The organism is Enterobacter wuhouensis (genome assembly GCF_004331265.1).
In the GTDB taxonomy this organism is placed as follows: Bacteria; Pseudomonadota; Gammaproteobacteria; order Enterobacterales; family Enterobacteriaceae; genus Enterobacter; species Enterobacter wuhouensis.
Genome location: NZ_SJOO01000005.1, coordinates 55,991 through 73,618 on the forward strand (window position 1 = coordinate 55,991; position 17,628 = coordinate 73,618).

The 17,628-nt window shown below is 55.3% G+C and carries 17 protein-coding genes; 14 read left to right on the forward strand and 3 right to left on the reverse strand.

Annotated elements, in window-relative coordinates; translation table 11 throughout:
• Positions 1 to 2: 2 nt before the first annotated feature.
• The 5 genes from yceG to ptsG all read left to right on the forward strand — a co-directional run bounded on the left by yceG (position 3) and on the right by ptsG (position 5,195).
• Entirely contained in the window at positions 3 to 1,025 is a 1,023-nt protein-coding gene (gene yceG, locus E0L20_RS12950; protein WP_131634294.1) for a cell division protein YceG, read from the forward strand.
• Entirely contained in the window at positions 1,015 to 1,656 is a 642-nt protein-coding gene (gene tmk, locus E0L20_RS12955; protein WP_131634295.1) for a dTMP kinase, read from the forward strand. The genes yceG and tmk overlap by 11 nt, the downstream gene beginning before the upstream one ends.
• A complete protein-coding gene (gene holB, locus E0L20_RS12960) occupies positions 1,653 to 2,657 on the forward strand; it encodes a DNA polymerase III subunit delta' (RefSeq protein WP_131634296.1) in 1,005 nt (334 codons plus the stop codon). Before tmk ends, holB begins: the two co-directional genes overlap by 4 nt.
• A 10-nt stretch (positions 2,658 to 2,667) precedes the next feature.
• Positions 2,668 to 3,462: a metal-dependent hydrolase gene (locus E0L20_RS12965; protein WP_131634297.1), complete on the forward strand. Its 795-nt coding sequence runs from the start codon at positions 2,668 to 2,670 to the stop codon at positions 3,460 to 3,462.
• Between the two features lie 299 nt (positions 3,463 to 3,761).
• Positions 3,762 to 5,195 (forward strand): PTS glucose transporter subunit IIBC, encoded by a 1,434-nt coding sequence (gene ptsG / locus E0L20_RS12970; RefSeq protein WP_131634298.1) that lies wholly within the window; start codon positions 3,762 to 3,764, stop codon positions 5,193 to 5,195.
• A gap of 166 nt (positions 5,196 to 5,361) precedes the next feature.
• Here the strand turns inward: ptsG and fhuE are convergent, their stop codons facing one another.
• On the reverse strand, positions 5,362 to 7,578 hold the full coding sequence (gene fhuE, locus E0L20_RS12975; protein WP_131634299.1) for a ferric-rhodotorulic acid/ferric-coprogen receptor FhuE: 2,217 nt from the start codon (positions 7,576 to 7,578) through the stop codon (positions 5,362 to 5,364).
• A 352-nt stretch (positions 7,579 to 7,930) separates the two neighbouring features.
• Between fhuE and hinT the strand changes: the two genes are divergently transcribed.
• The 8 genes from hinT (at position 7,931) to E0L20_RS13015 (ending at position 14,003) form a co-directional block, all read left to right on the forward strand.
• Positions 7,931 to 8,290 (forward strand): purine nucleoside phosphoramidase, encoded by a 360-nt coding sequence (hinT, locus tag E0L20_RS12980; RefSeq protein ID WP_006809243.1) that lies wholly within the window; start codon positions 7,931 to 7,933, stop codon positions 8,288 to 8,290.
• Between the two features lies 1 nt (position 8,291).
• Positions 8,292 to 8,666, forward strand: coding sequence for a YcfL family putative periplasmic lipoprotein (locus tag E0L20_RS12985; RefSeq protein ID WP_131634300.1), 375 nt, complete (start codon positions 8,292 to 8,294; stop codon positions 8,664 to 8,666).
• Between the two features lie 10 nt (positions 8,667 to 8,676).
• Positions 8,677 to 9,324 carry a penicillin-binding protein activator LpoB gene (lpoB, locus tag E0L20_RS12990; RefSeq protein ID WP_131634301.1) on the forward strand — a complete coding sequence of 216 codons (648 nt, stop codon included), beginning with the start codon at positions 8,677 to 8,679 and terminating at the stop codon, positions 9,322 to 9,324.
• Entirely contained in the window at positions 9,305 to 10,129 is an 825-nt protein-coding gene (gene thiK, locus E0L20_RS12995; protein WP_131634302.1) for a thiamine kinase, read from the forward strand. Before lpoB ends, thiK begins: the two co-directional genes overlap by 20 nt.
• Before the next feature lie 11 nt (positions 10,130 to 10,140).
• Positions 10,141 to 11,166: a beta-N-acetylhexosaminidase gene (nagZ, locus tag E0L20_RS13000; RefSeq protein ID WP_131634303.1), complete on the forward strand. Its 1,026-nt coding sequence runs from the start codon at positions 10,141 to 10,143 to the stop codon at positions 11,164 to 11,166.
• Positions 11,167 to 11,198: 32 nt separating this feature from the next.
• Entirely contained in the window at positions 11,199 to 11,741 is a 543-nt protein-coding gene (ycfP, locus tag E0L20_RS13005) for an alpha/beta hydrolase YcfP (RefSeq protein WP_131634304.1), read from the forward strand.
• A 238-nt stretch (positions 11,742 to 11,979) separates the two neighbouring features.
• Positions 11,980 to 13,284 carry an NAD(P)/FAD-dependent oxidoreductase gene (locus E0L20_RS13010; RefSeq protein ID WP_131634305.1) on the forward strand — a complete coding sequence of 435 codons (1,305 nt, stop codon included), beginning with the start codon at positions 11,980 to 11,982 and terminating at the stop codon, positions 13,282 to 13,284.
• A gap of 179 nt (positions 13,285 to 13,463) precedes the next feature.
• Positions 13,464 to 14,003 carry a glycine zipper 2TM domain-containing protein gene (locus E0L20_RS13015; protein WP_131634306.1) on the forward strand — a complete coding sequence of 180 codons (540 nt, stop codon included), beginning with the start codon at positions 13,464 to 13,466 and terminating at the stop codon, positions 14,001 to 14,003.
• A 62-nt stretch (positions 14,004 to 14,065) separates the two neighbouring features.
• Here the strand turns inward: E0L20_RS13015 and E0L20_RS13020 are convergent, their stop codons facing one another.
• Positions 14,066 to 16,264 (reverse strand): TonB-dependent siderophore receptor, encoded by a 2,199-nt coding sequence (locus E0L20_RS13020; protein ID WP_131634307.1) that lies wholly within the window; start codon positions 16,262 to 16,264, stop codon positions 14,066 to 14,068.
• A 174-nt stretch (positions 16,265 to 16,438) separates the two neighbouring features.
• Complete coding sequence (gene comR / locus E0L20_RS13025; RefSeq protein WP_131634308.1) at positions 16,439 to 17,074, reverse strand: TetR family copper-responsive transcriptional repressor ComR; 636 nt, start codon at positions 17,072 to 17,074, stop codon at positions 16,439 to 16,441.
• A gap of 245 nt (positions 17,075 to 17,319) precedes the next feature.
• Between comR and bhsA the strand changes: the two genes are divergently transcribed.
• Entirely contained in the window at positions 17,320 to 17,577 is a 258-nt protein-coding gene (gene bhsA, locus E0L20_RS13030; RefSeq protein WP_119934653.1) for a multiple stress resistance protein BhsA, read from the forward strand.
• The last annotated feature ends 51 nt before the right edge of the window (positions 17,578 to 17,628 follow it).

The following is a 17,628-nucleotide window of genomic DNA, read 5'->3' on the forward strand; positions in this document are numbered from 1 at the left end:
TCATGAAGAAAATGTTGCGCTTTGTCCTCCTTCTCATCGTCGTGCTGGTTATTGCTGGCGGAGCAGGAATGTGGAAGGTTCGCCAGCTGGCGGACAGTAAAATCCTGATTAAAGACGAGACGATTTTTACCCTTAAAGCCGGCACCGGGCGAATGGCGCTGGGCGAGCAGCTTTACGGGGACAAAATTATCAATCGTCCACGCGTATTCCAGTGGCTACTGCGCATTGAACCCGAGCTTTCTCACTTCAAAGCCGGTACGTATCGCTTCACCCCGGGTATGACGGTGAGGGAGATGCTGCAGCTGCTGGAAAGCGGTAAAGAAGCACAGTTTCCGCTGCGCTTTGTTGAAGGCATGCGCCTGAGCGATTACCTCAAACAGCTGCGCGACGCGCCGTATATCAAGCACACGCTGAAGGATGATAGCTATCAGACGGTGGCTGAGGTGCTGAAGTTCGAGCATCCCGAGTGGGTGGAGGGCTGGTTCTGGCCGGATACCTGGATGTACACCGCAGGCACAACGGATGTCGCTATCCTGAAGCGTGCACACAAAAAGATGGTTGCGGCGGTGGAGTCTGCATGGAAAGGGCGCGCTGACGGCCTGCCGTATAACGATCAAAACCAGTTTGTGACGATGGCTTCCATCATCGAAAAAGAGACGGCGGTTGCGGCAGAGCGCGATCGGGTCGCCTCGGTGTTTATCAACCGCCTGCGCATCGGTATGCGGCTGCAGACCGACCCGACCGTTATCTACGGCATGGGCGAGAGCTACAGCGGCAAGATATCCAGAAAAGATCTGGAGACGCCAACGGCGTATAATACCTACGTGATTAGCGGCTTACCGCCGGGCCCGATCGCCACGCCGAGCGAAGCGTCGCTCAACGCCGCCGCGCATCCGGCTAAAACACCGTATCTCTATTTTGTGGCGGATGGAAAAGGGGGACATACCTTTAACACCAACCTTGCCAGCCACAATCGCTCTGTTCAGGACTATCTGAAGGCACTTAAGGAAAAAAATGCGCAGTAAATACATTGTCATTGAGGGACTTGAAGGGGCGGGTAAGACCACCGCCCGCAACGTGGTGGTCGATACCCTTAAAACGCTTGGCGTCGCGGAGATGGTTTTCACCCGCGAGCCGGGCGGTACTCAGCTGGCGGAAAAGCTGCGCAGCCTGGTGCTGGATATTAAATCCGTTGGCGACGAAGTTATCACTGACAAGGCTGAAGTGCTGATGTTTTACGCGGCGCGCGTGCAGCTGGTTGAGACGGTTATCAAACCGGCCCTGGCGGAAGGCAAATGGGTGATTGGCGATCGTCATGATTTGTCGACCCAGGCCTATCAGGGCGGGGGCCGTGGTATTGACCAGACCATGCTGGCCACGCTGCGTGACGCCGTTCTCGGCGATTTTCGTCCCGATCTGACGCTCTATCTGGACGTGACGCCAGAAGTGGGTTTGAAACGCGCCCGCGCGCGCGGCGAGCTGGACCGCATTGAGCAAGAGTCTTTCGACTTCTTCAATCGTACACGAGCACGCTATCTTGAACTTGCCGGTAAGGACCGCTCCATTCGCACCATCGATGCGACGCAATCCCTGGAAGACGTTACGCGGGATATTCAGCGTACCGTCATGCAGTGGGTAGAGGAGCAGCAGGCATGAAATGGTATCCATGGTTGCGCCCGCATTTTGAACAGCTGATCGGCAGCTATCAGGCCGGGCGGGGGCATCATGCGTTACTGATTCAGGCGCTGCCGGGAATGGGTGACGATGCGTTGATTTACGCCATCACCCGCTTCCTGATGTGCCAGCAGCCGGAAGGGCACAAAAGCTGCGGTAAATGTCGCGGCTGCCAGCTGATGCAGGCGGGTACGCATCCTGACTACTACACGCTGGAGCCTGAAAAGGGTAAAAGCACGCTCGGGATTGACGCCGTGCGTGAAGTCAGCGAGAAATTATATGAACACGCGCGGCTGGGCGGTGCAAAAGTGGTGTGGCTGAAAGATGCGGCCATACTGACCGAGGCGGCGGCCAACGCGCTGCTGAAAACGCTGGAGGAGCCGCCGGAAAAGACGTGGTTCTTCCTGTCATGCCGTGAGCCCGGACGATTACTCGCGACGCTGCGCAGCCGCTGCCGTCTTCACCACCTTGCCGCACCTCAGGAAGCCTGGTCCCTGACCTGGCTTTCACGTGAAGTGACGGCGTCACAAGAAGTCATGCTGGCTGCGCTGCGCCTGAGCAGCGGTGCACCGGCTGCGGCGCTGGCTTTGCTGCAGAAAGACGTCTGGTCGCAGCGCGAGGCGCTCTGCCGGGCTGTTGAAACTGCACTGGACAGCGGTGACTGGCTGAGTGTGCTGCCTGCGCTGAACAGCGACCAGGCCGCAGAGCGTCTGCACTGGCTGGCCGCACTTTTGCTGGATTCGCTTAAGCTGCAGCAGGGAGCCACGCTGCTGAGCAACCCTGACGTTTGGCCCCTGGTGAATACGCTGGCGAACCGCCTGTCAGGTACTTCCCTGCGCGCAATCCTTCATGAGGTTTGCCAGAGCCGCGAACAGCTCTTGAGCGTGACGGGGCTTAACCGCGAGCTTGTGCTGACCGATCGGCTGCTGAGTATTGAACACTATCTGCAACCCGGCGTAATACCGCCCGTTTCCCACCTCTGAGAGAGACATTATGTTTTTAGTCGACTCACACTGCCATCTTGATGGCCTGGATTATCAATCCCTGCATAAAAACGTGGACGATGTGCTGGCGAAAGCCGCCGCCCGCGATGTGAAATTTTGCCTGGCCGTAGCGACCACGCTGCCGGGCTATCGTGCCATGCGTGACCTGGTGGGCGAGCGCGATAACGTGGCGTTCTCCTGCGGCGTCCATCCGCTGAATCAGGATGAAGCCTACGACGTGGAAGACTTACGCCGCCTGGCGGCGGAAGAGGGCGTGGTCGCAATGGGTGAAACCGGGCTGGACTATTTTTACACCCCGGAAACAAAACCCCGCCAGCAGGAGTCCTTCCGCAACCATATCCGTATTGGCCGCGAGCTGAACAAGCCGGTTATCGTGCATACCCGCGACGCCCGCGCGGATACGCTGGCGATCCTGCAGGAAGAAAAGGTGACGGATTGCGGTGGCGTACTACACTGTTTCACAGAAGACAGAGAAACCGCGGGCAAGCTGCTTGATTTGGGCTTTTATATCTCGTTTTCGGGGATCGTGACGTTTCGTAACGCAGAACAGCTGCGTGATGCAGCGCGCTATGTTCCGCTCGATCGTATCCTGGTGGAAACCGACTCGCCGTACCTGGCACCGGTACCGCATCGCGGTAAAGAGAACCAGCCAGCCATGACGAGAGATGTTGCAGAGTATATGGCCGTTCTGAAAGGCGTCAGCATCGATGAGCTGGCCCACATCACGACGGAAAACTTCGCAAATCTGTTCCACATAGACCCCGCCCGCCTGCAATCTGTCTGATACACCTGTTTTTTTTTAGGCTCGTAATTAATAAGCAAAGCGAGTAAAGTTCACCGCCTCATTTGGGGCGGTGATGGTGTTTTTAGACACATCCAGACATCCTTTTTGTAAATTACTGAAAGTTTTTCGGCCGTCTTAAGCTGAAACGTGATAGCCGTCAAACAAACCTGGAGTGATTTATTTTACTCTGTGTAATAAATAAAGGGCGCTTAGATGTCCTGTCCACGGCGCGGTACTCCCCCCGAGCCAATGCGTGAAAAGCGTAAAAAAAGCACAAATACTCAGGAGCACTCTCAATTATGTTTAAGAATGCATTTGCTAACCTGCAAAAGGTCGGTAAATCGCTGATGCTGCCAGTATCCGTACTGCCTATCGCAGGTATCCTGCTGGGCGTCGGTTCTGCTAACTTCAGCTGGCTGCCAGCCGTAGTTTCCCACGTGATGGCCGAAGCAGGCGGTTCTGTTTTTGCTAACATGCCGCTGATCTTCGCTATCGGTGTTGCTCTGGGCTTCACCAATAACGACGGTGTATCTGCACTGGCCGCTGTTGTTGCCTACGGCATTATGGTGAAAACCATGGCTGTGGTTGCGCCGCTGGTTCTGCATTTACCGGCTGAAGAGATCGCTGCAAAACACCTGGCCGATACCGGTGTTCTCGGCGGTATTATCTCCGGTGCGATTGCCGCGTATATGTTTAACCGCTTCTATCGCATCAAGCTGCCTGAGTATCTGGGCTTCTTCGCGGGCAAGCGTTTCGTTCCGATCATCTCTGGTCTGGCAGCGATTTTCACTGGCGTGATCCTGTCCTTCATCTGGCCACCAATCGGTTCCGCCATCCAGACCTTCTCTCAGTGGGCTGCTTATCAGAACCCGGTTGTGGCGTTCGGTATCTACGGCTTCATCGAGCGTTGCCTGGTACCATTTGGTCTGCACCACATCTGGAACGTTCCTTTCCAGATGCAGATTGGTGAATTCACCAACGCAGCAGGTCAGGTATTCCACGGCGATATCCCACGTTACATGGCAGGCGACCCAACTGCAGGCAAACTGTCTGGTGGCTTCCTGTTCAAAATGTACGGTCTGCCAGCCGCTGCGATTGCAATCTGGCACTCTGCTAAACCAGAGAACCGTGCAAAAGTGGGCGGTATCATGATCTCCGCAGCGCTGACCTCGTTCCTGACCGGTATCACCGAGCCGATCGAGTTCTCCTTCATGTTCGTTGCGCCGATCCTGTACATCATTCACGCGGTACTGGCTGGCCTGGCGTTCCCAATCTGTATCCTGCTGGGTATGCGTGACGGTACGTCCTTCTCTCACGGCCTGATCGACTTTATCGTGCTGTCCGGTAACAGCAGCAAGCTGTGGCTGTTCCCAATCGTGGGTGCGTGCTACGCGGTTGCGTACTACACCATCTTCCGCGTGCTGATCAAAGCACTGGACCTGAAAACCCCAGGTCGTGAAGATGCGTCTGAAGACAGCAAAGCTGGCGCAACCAGCGAAATGGCTCCAGCGCTGATCGCAGCCTTCGGCGGTAAAGACAACATCACTAACCTGGACGCGTGTATCACTCGTCTGCGTGTGAGCGTTGCTGACGTCGCAAAAGTTGACCAGCCTGGGCTGAAAAAGCTGGGCGCAGCGGGCGTCGTTGTTGCAGGTTCTGGTGTTCAGGCAATCTTCGGGACTAAATCCGATAACCTGAAAACCGAAATGGATGAGTACATCCGCAACAACTAAGTTGTGATGTGGGGAGACTGAGGCAGCCGAATGGCTGCCTTTTTTATTGGGTGCGGTTCAGAGATCCGGACGACATTTGTAGGCCGGGTCAGGCGTAGCCGCCACCCGGCAAAAAGCGCGCACAAAAAAAAGGAGCCCTTCGGCTCCTTTTGTTACAACGGACAGCTTAGAAACTATAGGTTCCGCTCACGGAGAAGTTACGCGGTGCGCCATAAACGCCGTAGGTTCCCAGATAGTCATAGTATTCTTTGTCGAAGACGTTGTTCAGGTTGCCCTGCACCGAAAAGTTTTTGGTAATCTGGTAACGCGCAAACAGGTCGACAACGGTATACCCATCCTGAGCGATCTGCTTGACGCCCTGAGGCCCCGGCGTTTCAAAATCATACCAGGTTTTATTCTGCCAGCGAGCGCCGCCGCCAACCGCCAGTTCCGGCAGCATCGGCAGCTGATAGCGCGTAAACAGTTTAAGTGAAGTACGCGCCTGCTGTGGGTTCACCGCGTTACCGTCTTCATCTTCAGCAATGTAGCGGCTCCCGCCGAAGGTTAACTGCCAGTTGTCGGTCAGCGCGCCGTTCAGCTCGAACTCAATACCTTTACTCACGGTACCATCAATGGATTTATACGCCGTTTGACCGCCGGAGCCAGGAATAGTCGTGCCTGTTGAAACAGCCACGTTGTCTTGTTCGATACGGAATACCGACACTGTTGCGGTGAGGCGGGTGTTAAACCAGTCGCCTTTCACACCCGCTTCGTAGCTTTTGCCGGTCGTGGGATCGATGAACTTGCTGTTCACATCCCGCTGGCCGCTAGGCTGGAAGATGGAGGTGTAGCTGGTGTAGACGGACCAGGTATCGTCGATATCATAAATCAGCCCCGCATAAGGGGTGACGTCGTGGAATTTCGCGTTACGGATCTCATCCGGCTTGCGCTCAAGGTTGTATTTTGCGCTCCATTCGGTGTAACGCGCGCCCAGAATCAAATGCAGTGGGTCAGCAAGAGAGAGGCGGGTTGCGGCATACGCGGATTTTTGACGAATAACATCGCGCTGGTAAAGCGCAAAATCCGACCAGGTTGGATTCGCCAGCTTACCGTTGTAGTCGTAAATGCTGCCGACATCCATCAAACCGTAGTTATCATTGACCGGATAGGAGTTGTCATAGCTGTTACGCTGACGGCTGTAGCTCCCGCCCAACATCAGCTCATGCTGGCGACCCAGCAGATCGTATCCACCACGAACGAATGCGTCTACGGAGTCCTGCTTGCGTTCGCCGCGGTTCCATCCGCCCCATGCGCCCTGGAAGAGGGAAGCATCGTACAGGCCGGTTGCTTTGTCCGGATAACCATCAATGTACATCAGCTTGCTGTCGAAATTGGTTTCGGCATGCATGGCGTTAACCTTTGCCTCCCAGCCGTTGTCAAAACGCTGCGTCAGGTTGGCAAAGACCTTAGTGGAGTCCTGGTTCGAGTACGTCCAGTCGGCGGCGGTGTTAAAGCCGCGGCGGAAATCTGTTTTACTGCCGTCGCTAAACATCGAAGGGAAACCGCCCCAGGTAGGGCTATCCTCTTCGCTTTCCTGATAGTCATAGCCCACAGAAAGCGTTGTAGAGTCAGTCAAATCGGCATCGACAACGCCGTACACAAACTTCTTACGGTAGTGATTACGCTCAACCCAGGAGTCTTTATCCTCATAGCCCGTGATGACGCGACCGCGCACGTTGCCTGATTCGGTGAGAGGAGCCTGGAGATCCAGCACATAGCGCTGTTTATCCCAGCTGCCGTAGGTGGCGGATACCGAGCCCTTGAATTCTTTGCTGTCGGCGTGTTTGCGCACCATGTTGACGTAAGCAGAAGGGTTCCCCGTACCGCTCATTAAGCCTGCAGCGCCTCGAACCACTTCGATCTTATCGAAGATTGCGGTATCGCCCGCCGTATCACCAAAGTTCCAGCGGTTATCCAGGAACGTCGGCATATCCTCATAGGCAAAGTTACTGATGAAGAAGCCGCGTGCATAATAGTTTGTACGGCTGGTATCGATGCGGGATGCGCTCACGCCAGTCGTGTTATCCAGAACCTGCCCAATGGTGTTCAGCTCCTGGTCCTGCATACGTTGCTGGCTAATCACACTAACTGACTGCGGGATATCGCGTGGAACGAGTAACAGCTTGGTCCCGGTGGTGGTGGTTTTGACGCTGTAGTCTTGATCCTGTCCAGTGGAAGGATCCTGAGCGTTATCAAAACCGCCATCAACCACCACGGTATCTTCGTCAGCGGTGGCGGCGAAACTTACGGTTGGCGTCAATGCCATAGCAATACAGGCTGCCAGCAACGAAGGCGTTGCGACAGGCTGACGTTGCCCATCCCTGGTGTGATTAATGAAAGACATCATCAAACCCTTAATAATGGTGAAGGTTATATGCATCAGTCCCGCTAGCACGGGCTGAGGTCGTTTTCTATGTTAAAAATGCGCATGAAAATGCAAATGCGAAATATACGCATTGTGATTATCGCTGTAAACAGATGTGTCAGGCGGAACTGAAATATTGTTTCAGGGAAATCTGTTGCGGGAGCGGTTACTCTCCAGCCAGCTACAGGGCAAACAGGAAAGAAATCGTGGGAGAAGGTTGAAAGGACAGGAGAATCTCGCTCATACTCTTGAGTTATGTCACACGGTAATAAAGACAATGTGTGCTAATAGCGGACGCACCACGCCAGATTAATCAAAAAAGGAAAAGGTCATGGCTGAAGAAACCATTTTCAGTAAAATTATTCGCCGCGAAATCCCGTCGGATATTGTTTATCAGGATGAACTGGTGACGGCCTTCCGGGACATTTCCCCGCAGGCACCGACGCATATCCTTATTATCCCCAACATTCTGATTCCGACCGTGAATGACGTAAAAACTGAGCATGAAGTGGCGTTAGGCCGTATGCTGACAGTGGCCGCGAAAATTGCCGAGCAGGAAGGCATTGCTGAAGACGGTTACCGGCTGATCATGAACTGCAATCGCCACGGCGGCCAGGAAGTTTATCACATTCACATGCATCTGCTGGGCGGACGTCCTCTGGGACCGATGCTGGCACATAAAGGTCTTTAACATGCTTAAAGGGCGTATTGCGGCGATGATAGTAACAATGACGATCGTTGGGTGCAGCGCACGTCCGGCGATCCCGGTCAGTGATGAACAAACGCTGGTAATGGAATCTTCCGTGCTGGCTGCGGGTATTACGGCGGAACAACCCGCATTGACCATCAGTGAAATCGAGTCTTCTGCCTCCTCTACGCTCTTTAACGAAAGACACGAACCCGTGACGGTGCACTATCGTTTCTACTGGTACGACGTAAGAGGTCTTGAAATGCACCCGCTTGAAGCGCCGCGCAGCGTCACCGTTCCGGCTGGAAAATCGGTAACGCTCTATGGCAGCGCCAACTATCTGGGTGCGCATAAGGTAAGACTTTATCTTTATCTCTAAGGGGTGAACCTTGATTAAAAATATGAGCCGCTATGCGCTCGTGACAGCTTTTGCACTGTTCCTTGCTGGGTGCGTGACGCGCACGGAAGAACCTGCACCTGTGGATCAGGCTAAGCCGGGGACGGAACAGCCGACGCAGCCAACGCAGCCGCAGCCAACCGTGCCGTCCGTACCGTCCATTCCGGCACAGCCTGGCCCGATTGAACATCCGGACCAGACGTCTCAGCCAGCACCACGCGTGCGTCATTATGACTGGAATGGCGCAATGCAGCCGATGGTGGGCAAAATGCTGCAGGCGCAGGGCGTAACGGCGGGTAGCGTCCTGCTGGTGGACAGCGTTAATAACCGCACTAACGGCTCCCTGAACGCCGGTGAAGCGACGGATACGCTGCGCAATGCGCTGGCAAACAACGGTAAATTCACGCTGGTTTCGACCCAGCAGCTGGCGGTCGCCAAACAGCAGCTCGGCCTGTCCCCGCAGGACAGCCTCGGTTCGCGCAGCAAGGCGATCGGTATCGCGCGTAACGTTGGCGCACAGTACGTGCTGTACTCTAACGCCACCGGGAACGTAAATACGCCAGCGCTGCAGATGCAGCTGATGCTGGTTCAGACGGGCGAAATTATCTGGTCGGGTAAAGGTGCCGTTACGCAACAATAACTGCACGCGCGACGAGATCCTGACGCGCTATTTTCCTCAGTATCGCCTTATCGCGCCCCATGCCCACGCCGGGCTTGGCGGCGCGAGCTGCATTATCGCGCAGGGCGAGCGCCGTCTGGTGCTGCGCCAGAATCACGATCTCAGCGCGCCCGCTTCCCACTTCCGCCGTCAGTATCGCGCTCTCAAACGTCTGCCGTCGGATGTCGTGCCGAAACCGCGCTTCTTTATGAAGGGCTGGATGGCCGTGGAGTATCTTGCGGGCGAGGTCAAAAGCGCGCTGCCGGACACGCCAACCCTCGCGACAATCCTGTATCATCTGCACCGCCAGCCGCGCCTGGGATGGCGAGTTAGGCTCCTTCCACTTCTGGAACAGTACTGGCAGCATGCCTCACCGGACAGGCGAACGCCCCTCTGGCTTGCTCAGCTTAAGCGGCTGCGCAAACGGGGGGAGCCGCAGCCGTTGCGGCTCTCGCCGCTGCATATGGATGTTCATGCCGGGAATATTGTTCATACGCCAGCGGGCGTCAGGTTGATCGACTGGGAATATGCCGGCGATGGCGATGCGGCATTGGAGCTGGCTGCGGTCTGGGTACCGGATGAAGCCTCGCGCGAGCAGCTGGTTGTGGACTATGCCCGCCGATCGCAGATGGATCCCGCCATGCTGGCGCGTCAGGTCAGACGCTGGCAGCCGTGGGTGCTGATGCTAATGGCGGGCTGGTTTGAAATGCGCTTTGCGCAGTCTAAAGACAAACACTTTATTGCGCTGGCAGATAACGCCTGGCGTCAGTTACACATCAAAGGATAAGAGAGGTTCGTGTGGGTCCAGTCATGTTGGATGTCGAAGGGTTTGAGCTGGATGCGGAGGAGCGTGACATTCTGGCGCACCCGCTGGTAGGCGGCCTGATTCTGTTTACCCGCAACTATCACGATCCGGAGCAGCTGCGCGAACTGGTTCGCCAGATCCGCGCAGCGTCGCGCAACCGTCTGGTGGTTGCCGTCGATCAGGAAGGCGGACGCGTTCAGCGCTTCCGCGAAGGCTTTACGCGGCTGCCAGCAGCACAATCCTTTGCGGCGCTGCTGGGTACGGAAGAGGGCGGCAGGCTGGCGCAGGATGCCGGCTGGCTGATGGCGAGCGAGATGATCGCCATGGATATCGACATCAGCTTTGCGCCGGTTCTGGACGTGGGACATATTAGCGCCGCGATTGGCGAGCGCTCTTACCACGACGATCCGCGCATTGCGCTGGCGATGGCGACCCGCTTTATTGACGGTATGCACGATGCAGGCATGAAAACCACCGGCAAACACTTCCCGGGACATGGCGCCGTAACGGCCGATTCGCACAAAGAGACGCCGCGCGACCCGCGCCCTGAGGCAGAGATCCGCGCTAAAGATATGTCCGTGTTCCGCTCGCTGATAACCGATAACAAGCTGGATGCCATCATGCCGGCGCACGTCATCTATAGCGACGTGGACCCGCGTCCGGCCAGCGGCTCTCCGCACTGGCTGAAGACGGTGCTGCGCCAGGAGCTTGGGTTCAACGGCGTTATTTTCTCTGACGATCTGTCGATGGAAGGGGCGGCGATTATGGGCAGCTACGCGGAGCGCGGCCAGGCGTCGCTGGATGCGGGTTGCGATATGATCCTCGTCTGCAATAATCGTAAAGGTGCGGTCAGCGTGCTGGATAACCTGTCGCCGATCAATGCAGAGCGTGTTACACAATTGTATCATAAAGGTTCATTTAGCCGTCAGGAGCTGATGGACTCGGCGCGCTGGAAAACGATCAACGCCCAGCTTGAAGCACTGAATGAGCGCTGGCAGGCACACAAGGCCAGCCTGTAAACCCCCGGAAGGCGTAGCGTGGTGAGAAGACAATGATCATCTATTTGCACGGTTTTGACTCAAACAGCCCAGGTAATCATGAGAAGGTGTTACAGCTGCAGTTCATCGATCCGGATGTACGGCTGATTAGCTACAGCACGCGCCATCCGAAGCATGATATGCAGCATTTGCTCAAAGAAGTGGACAAGATGCTGCAGCTCAACGTCGACGATCGTCCGCTGATTTGCGGCGTCGGTCTGGGCGGATACTGGGCTGAGCGTATCGGTTTTTTATGCGATATGCGCCAGGTGATTTTCAACCCGAACCTGTTCCCGAATGAGAACATGGAGGGCAAAATCGACCGCCCGGAAGAGTATGCCGATATTGCCACAAAATGCGTGAGCAACTTCCGGGAAAAGAACCGCGACCGTTGTCTGGTGATCCTTTCCCGCAATGACGAAGCGCTCAGCAGCACCCGCGCCGCGGAACTGCTGCACCACTATTATGAAATTGTCTGGGACGAAGAGCAGAGCCACAAGTTCAAGAACATATCCCCGCATCTGCAGCGCATTAAGGCCTTTAAAACGCTGGGCTAAGATCCGCACTGAAAATGTACAAGCCCGGCCGCGTAAGCGAGCCGGGCTTTCTTTTTGTCCAGAATTGTCTACTTTTAAGCCATCAAAACTTGATGCATATCAATTTTGGTATGACCAATGCGCCTGACGTGTTATTCTCAATTCACCTGAATGGTTTCAGTGCTGTAACCTGTTGTTAATTAAGGGTTATTTTTATAACTTTTAATTAACAATTGGTTAATAATTTGAGGGGGTCACGTTGACTACGCCATTGAAAAAGATAGTGATTGTAGGCGGTGGTGCTGGCGGGCTGGAGCTGGCGACACAGCTGGGCAAGAAGCTCGGTCGCGGTAAGAAAGCCAAAATTACGCTGGTGGATCGTAACCACAGCCACCTGTGGAAGCCGCTGCTGCACGAAGTGGCGACCGGATCTCTGGATGAAGGCGTGGATGCGCTAAGCTATCTGGCGCACGCGCGCAATCACCATTTCCAGTTCCAGCTGGGTTCCGTGGTGGACATCAACCGTGAAAGCAAAACCATTACCCTGGCCGAGCTGCGTGACGAAAAAGGCGAGCTGCTGGTGCCTGAACGCAAGCTGCCGTATGACACGCTGGTGATGGCGCTGGGCAGTACCTCTAACGACTTCAACACGCCGGGTGTGAAAGAGCATTGCATTTTCCTGGATAACCCGCACCAGGCGCGTCGTTTCCATCAGGAAATGCTGAACCTGTTCCTGAAGTACACCAGTAACATGGGCGCGAACGGCAAGGTGAACATTGCCATTGTCGGCGGTGGCGCGACGGGCGTGGAGCTGTCTGCCGAGCTGCACAATGCGGTAAAACAGCTGCACAGCTACGGTTACAAGGGCTTAACCAACGACGCGCTGAACGTGACGCTGGTGGAAGCGGGCGAGCGTATTCTGCCTGCACTGCCGCCGCGTATCTCTGGCGCAGCCCACAGCGAGCTGACCAAACTGGGCGTACGTGTTCTGACGCAAACCATGGTGACCAGCGCGGATGCCGGTGGCCTGCATACCAAAGATGGTGAGTACATCGAAGCAGACCTGATGGTCTGGGCGGCGGGTATTAAGGCACCTGACTTCATGAAGGATATCGGTGGCCTGGAAACGAACCGTATCAACCAGCTGGTGACCGAGCCGACGCTGCAAACCACGCGCGATCCGGACATTTACGCCATCGGCGACTGCGCGTCCTGCGCGCGTCCGGAAGGCGGATTTGTGCCTCCGCGCGCGCAGGCGGCGCACCAGATGGCAAGCCTCGTGCTGCACAACATTCTGGCGCAGAGCAAAGGCAAACCGATGAAGGCGTACGTCTATAAAGATCACGGCTCGCTGGTGTCGCTCTCTAACTTCTCCACCGTCGGTAGCCTGATGGGCAACCTGATGCGCGGATCGATGATGGTGGAAGGGCGCATCGCTCGCTTCGTGTACATCTCACTGTACCGTATGCACCAGATTGCGCTGCACGGCTACTTTAAAACCGGCCTGATGATGCTGGTTGGCCGCATCAACCGCGTTATCCGCCCGCGCCTGAAGCTGCATTAATCCTCTCCCCCTCCGGGCTTCCGGAGGGGTTTTTAGCATATCGTGCTGCACATCGCCCATTGAGTGCTTAAGAGTTCTCTTAAATACAAATCCCCCCTCCGTTTTGATCCTTTATCTGATTGGCGAACACCGTCCTTCATTGCAAAATTGTTACCAATAGCAACAAAGGAGGAAGTCCCGTGAATAAATCAATGTTGGCGGGTATAGGGATTGGCGTCGCTGCTGCGTTAGGTGTGGCTGCCGTTGCCAGTCTCAACGTACTTGATCGTGGCCCGCAGTATGCGCAGGTTGTGTCCGCAACCCCGATTAAAGAAAGTGTTAAAACGCCGCGTCAGGAGTGCCGCAACGTTGCGGTGACGCACCGTCGTCCGGTTCAGGATGAAAACCGCATTGCCGGTTCTGTGCTGGGTGCGGTAGCCGGTGGCGTCATTGGCCATCAGTTTGGCGGCGGCCGGGGTAAAGACGTTGCGACCGTAGTTGGCGCGTTGGGCGGCGGCTATGCCGGTAACCAGGTGCAGGGCGCGATGCAGGATAACGACACCTACACCACCACTCAGCAGCGCTGCAAAACCGTCTATGACAAGTCGGAAAAAATGCTGGGTTACGACGTAACTTACAAAATTGGCGACCAGCAGGGCAAAATCCGCATGGACAAAGACCCGGGCACCCAGATCCCGCTGGACAGCAACGGTCAGCTGATACTGAACAATAAAGTGTAAAAAAGCGGTTCTCTGAACTTAGCTCCTCAAGCGCTCAGGCTGAGGAGCTTTTTTTTTGCCGCTTAGAACGTCAGCGCGTAGTTCAGACCAAAGGTGCGGCCCCGGCCTTTATACTCATATAACGCTGCGTTGCCGTAGTTTGGGCTATACAATAGCGGCGCGCGCTGCCCCCACACGGTGGTGTACTGTTTATCCAGCAGGTTTTCGATGCTGAACGACAGTTTGCCCAGCGGCAGCTGATAGCTGCTCAGGAAATCAACGGTGTTGTAACCGTCAATTTTGTTCCCTGCCGCGTCGCTCAGATCGAAGGTCTGCTGAGTTTGCAGACGCAGGGTCCACGGCTCGGGCGCCCAGCCGACGTAGGCCGTCGCCTTCGACGGCGACGCCTGCGTCACGTCCCATTTTTCCCACGAGCCGTTGGTCTTAATCTCCGATTTCAGCACGTTAACGTTACCGCCAACGCTCCATACGCTATCAGGAATAAAGTAATCCACCGCGCCTTCCACGCCATAGATCCGCCGTTCCTGCGGGTTAACGTCGATAGTCATATCGGCGCGGTTGATGTCGATAGACTTGTCAGAGAGGGAGTAGTAGGCCGCAATCTGGGTGCGCAGGTTATTCCCGGTAAAGCGCCAGCCCAGCTCGTAGGAATCCACCTTGATACCTTCGAGCTGCGCGTCGCCAGGATTCACGCTCTTGATTAACGCCAAGTGACCCTGGGCATCCGGTTTTGCATAGGAACCGTTGCCGTAGTATTTGCCCGGGTCCGGCAGCTCAACGCCCTGTGAGAAATTAAACCAGACCTGCTGCTGCTCCGTGATATGCGCAAGGATCCCGGCGTTAAACAGCAGGTTGTCGTAATCGGTTTTGCCGCCCGGGATGGCGTCTGCCGACCTGGCCGTTCCGTTAGCGATTGCCTGCTGCTGTGAATAAGCAACAAAATCATCAACCCGATTTTCGGTCCACTGATAGCGAACGCCGCCGCTCAGGGTGAAAACATCATTGATGTCGTAGCTGTTTTGCAGGAATGGCGCAACGTTGGTGATGCTGTAGCCCGGGTAACGGCCCGTTGTGTATTTGGACGCGTTGTTCATCCCGCCTGACGGCACTGAGTTCGCCAGGTCAAAGAACATCTGGTTGGAATTAAAGGTTTCGTGGTCGGCATCAAGCCCCCAGGTCATCTGCCAGCCGTCCAGCGGCGTGCTGTTCAGCGTCAGCTTTGCGCCGTACTGATCGGTGTTTTGCTCCGAGGCCGAGAAGCTGGTGATGGTTTTTTTCTTTTGATCGACGGTCGGGAAGGGGTAAAAGCGCAGGGATTCGTCGCGATAGTAAATTTGCCCGACCAGCTCCTGCCCCCAGAAATCAGAGTCTGAATACTGCAGGCTGATCAGGTGGCGCTCGGTGCCCGGAATGCGGTCGGAGCTGAACCCGCTGCGGGTGCGCGCCGTTCCGTTCCCAAGCACCGCGCTCATGTTTTTATCCAGGTAAAGCCCGTAATCATCGTCGCCCTGGCTTTTATAGTACTGGGTCACGACCTGAAGCTGGCGCGTCTCGTCGATCTCGATCGTACCGGTTCCCATCACGTCCAGACGATCGGAGTGCTGTAAACCAGTCTGGGTATTGTCGAAGGTGAGGGCATCGCCGTTACCGTCGTACCATCCGCCAAAACGCTGATAGGCCACGGACAGGCGTCCCGAGGCGTGGTCATTTCCGCCGCTGACGGCTGCGGCAACACGTTCGTCGCGATCGTTACCGTTGTTAAAGCCGGTTTTGCCCCCCAGTTCCAGATCGACCTGCGTCTCTGGCTGCCCTTTTTTAGTCACGATATTGATCAGCCCGCCCGTACTGCCGCCGCCGTAGAGGGCTGTTGAACCGGAAATGACTTCAATATGATCGATGTTAAAGGGATCGATGGAATCGAGCTGGCGGCTGTCGGTTCTCGAGGAGTTAAGGCGTACGCCATCCACCAGCACGACGATCACGCGGCCGCGCATATTCATGCCGTAGTTAGTTCGCCCCTGGCTGCTGACGTCCATCCCCGGGATCAATTGCCCAAGAATGTCCTTGAACTCTTTGCCGCCCTGAACCTGTTGTTCAATTTCCTGACGTTCAATCACCCACGTGGTTTGCGCCATCTCCGCCACGGTGCGGTGGCTGCGGTTGGCGCTGACGATCAGGTTTTCTTCAGTGGTTTGTTCAGCGTAAAGCGGCATTGCCATAGCCAGCAATACCGGATTGAGCACCCAGAGGCTCTTTTTCATCATCATTCCTTATTGAGCATTCGCTCTTTTATTGGCAGGTCGTAGAAAAGCAAACAAAAAATATGCAAATGCGAATACTGCCGATAATAAAAAGCATTATCAACCTGAGAGAAATTAGGGGTTGCGAAAACTCAGTAGGGAAGAAGCAAAAAGGGCGGCAAGCCGCCCTGAGGATTAGATTTTGAGAAGCTCGGGCCACAGGCGCAGCGTGGTCCGGGTTATGCTTTGCAGTTTCTCCAGCGATGCGCCTTCACGAGCGCTGATCGACATACCCTGCAAAATACAGCTCAGGTATTGCGCCAGCTCCTGCGGACGGCAGTGCGCCGGAATTTCGCCGCGCTGCTGGCGCTGCGCCAGGAACGTGCTCAGCGTCTCTTCCTGCATGGCGTGGCGTGATTTCACCGTATTAGCGATCTCTTTAGAGGAGGCCGCAAGGGTGGCGGAGGTGTTAATCATAAAACAGCCCGCGGGCGTATCTTTGCTGGTAAAGCAGGTGGCGACGGCGCAGAAATAATCCTGCAGCGCCTGCTCGACGCTTTTTTCTTCACAGAAGAGCTGGGCTTCGTGTTTCGCCGCAAAGCGCGAAATGTACCGGTCCAGTACTGCCCTGAACAGCCCCTCTTTATTCGTAAATTCTGCATACAGCGTCGGCGCTTTGGCTCCGGTGGCTTCCACCAGATCGGAGAGCGAGGTCGCTTCATACCCATGTTGCCAGAAGAGTGTCATGGCCTTATCAAGCGCTGCATCCCTGTCGAACACTTTTGGTCGGCCACGGCTTTTCTTCGCGCAACTCGTGACGTCGGTTGTCATTTGCCGTTGGTCCTCTGTTGGTTTAGTGAATGACCATTATAAAAATAAACCACATTCGTAACCAGCGCTGTTTTCTTAAAAATAAATTAATCCTATGGTTATGAAAATTAACGAAATTAAAAATAAGTTAACGGTCGTTATAAAAAGATGTTGACGTGTGACCTGGATCACATCTATCATTTACCTATCGATCGTTAAGTAAATAACTTGCGACCCCAAATTCATCTGCCTAAAGGTAAAAAATCATGAAAAACGTAAAAACCCTGATCGCTGCCGCTGTACTGAGCTCAATGTCATTCGCAAGCTTTGCCGCTGTAGAAGTGCAATCTACGCCGGTTGACCAGCATAAAGTGGGGACCATCTCTGCAAGCGCAGGCACTAACCTGGGCTCACTGGAAGACCAGCTGGCTCAGAAAGCTGAAGCTATGGGTGCCAAATCGTTCCGCATCACCTCAGTGACCGGTCCGAACACCCTGCACGGTACTGCCGTCATCTACAAATAAGCGTAACGAAACCCTCCGCTACGTTTTATGCCACTGCAATAAAAAACGCCC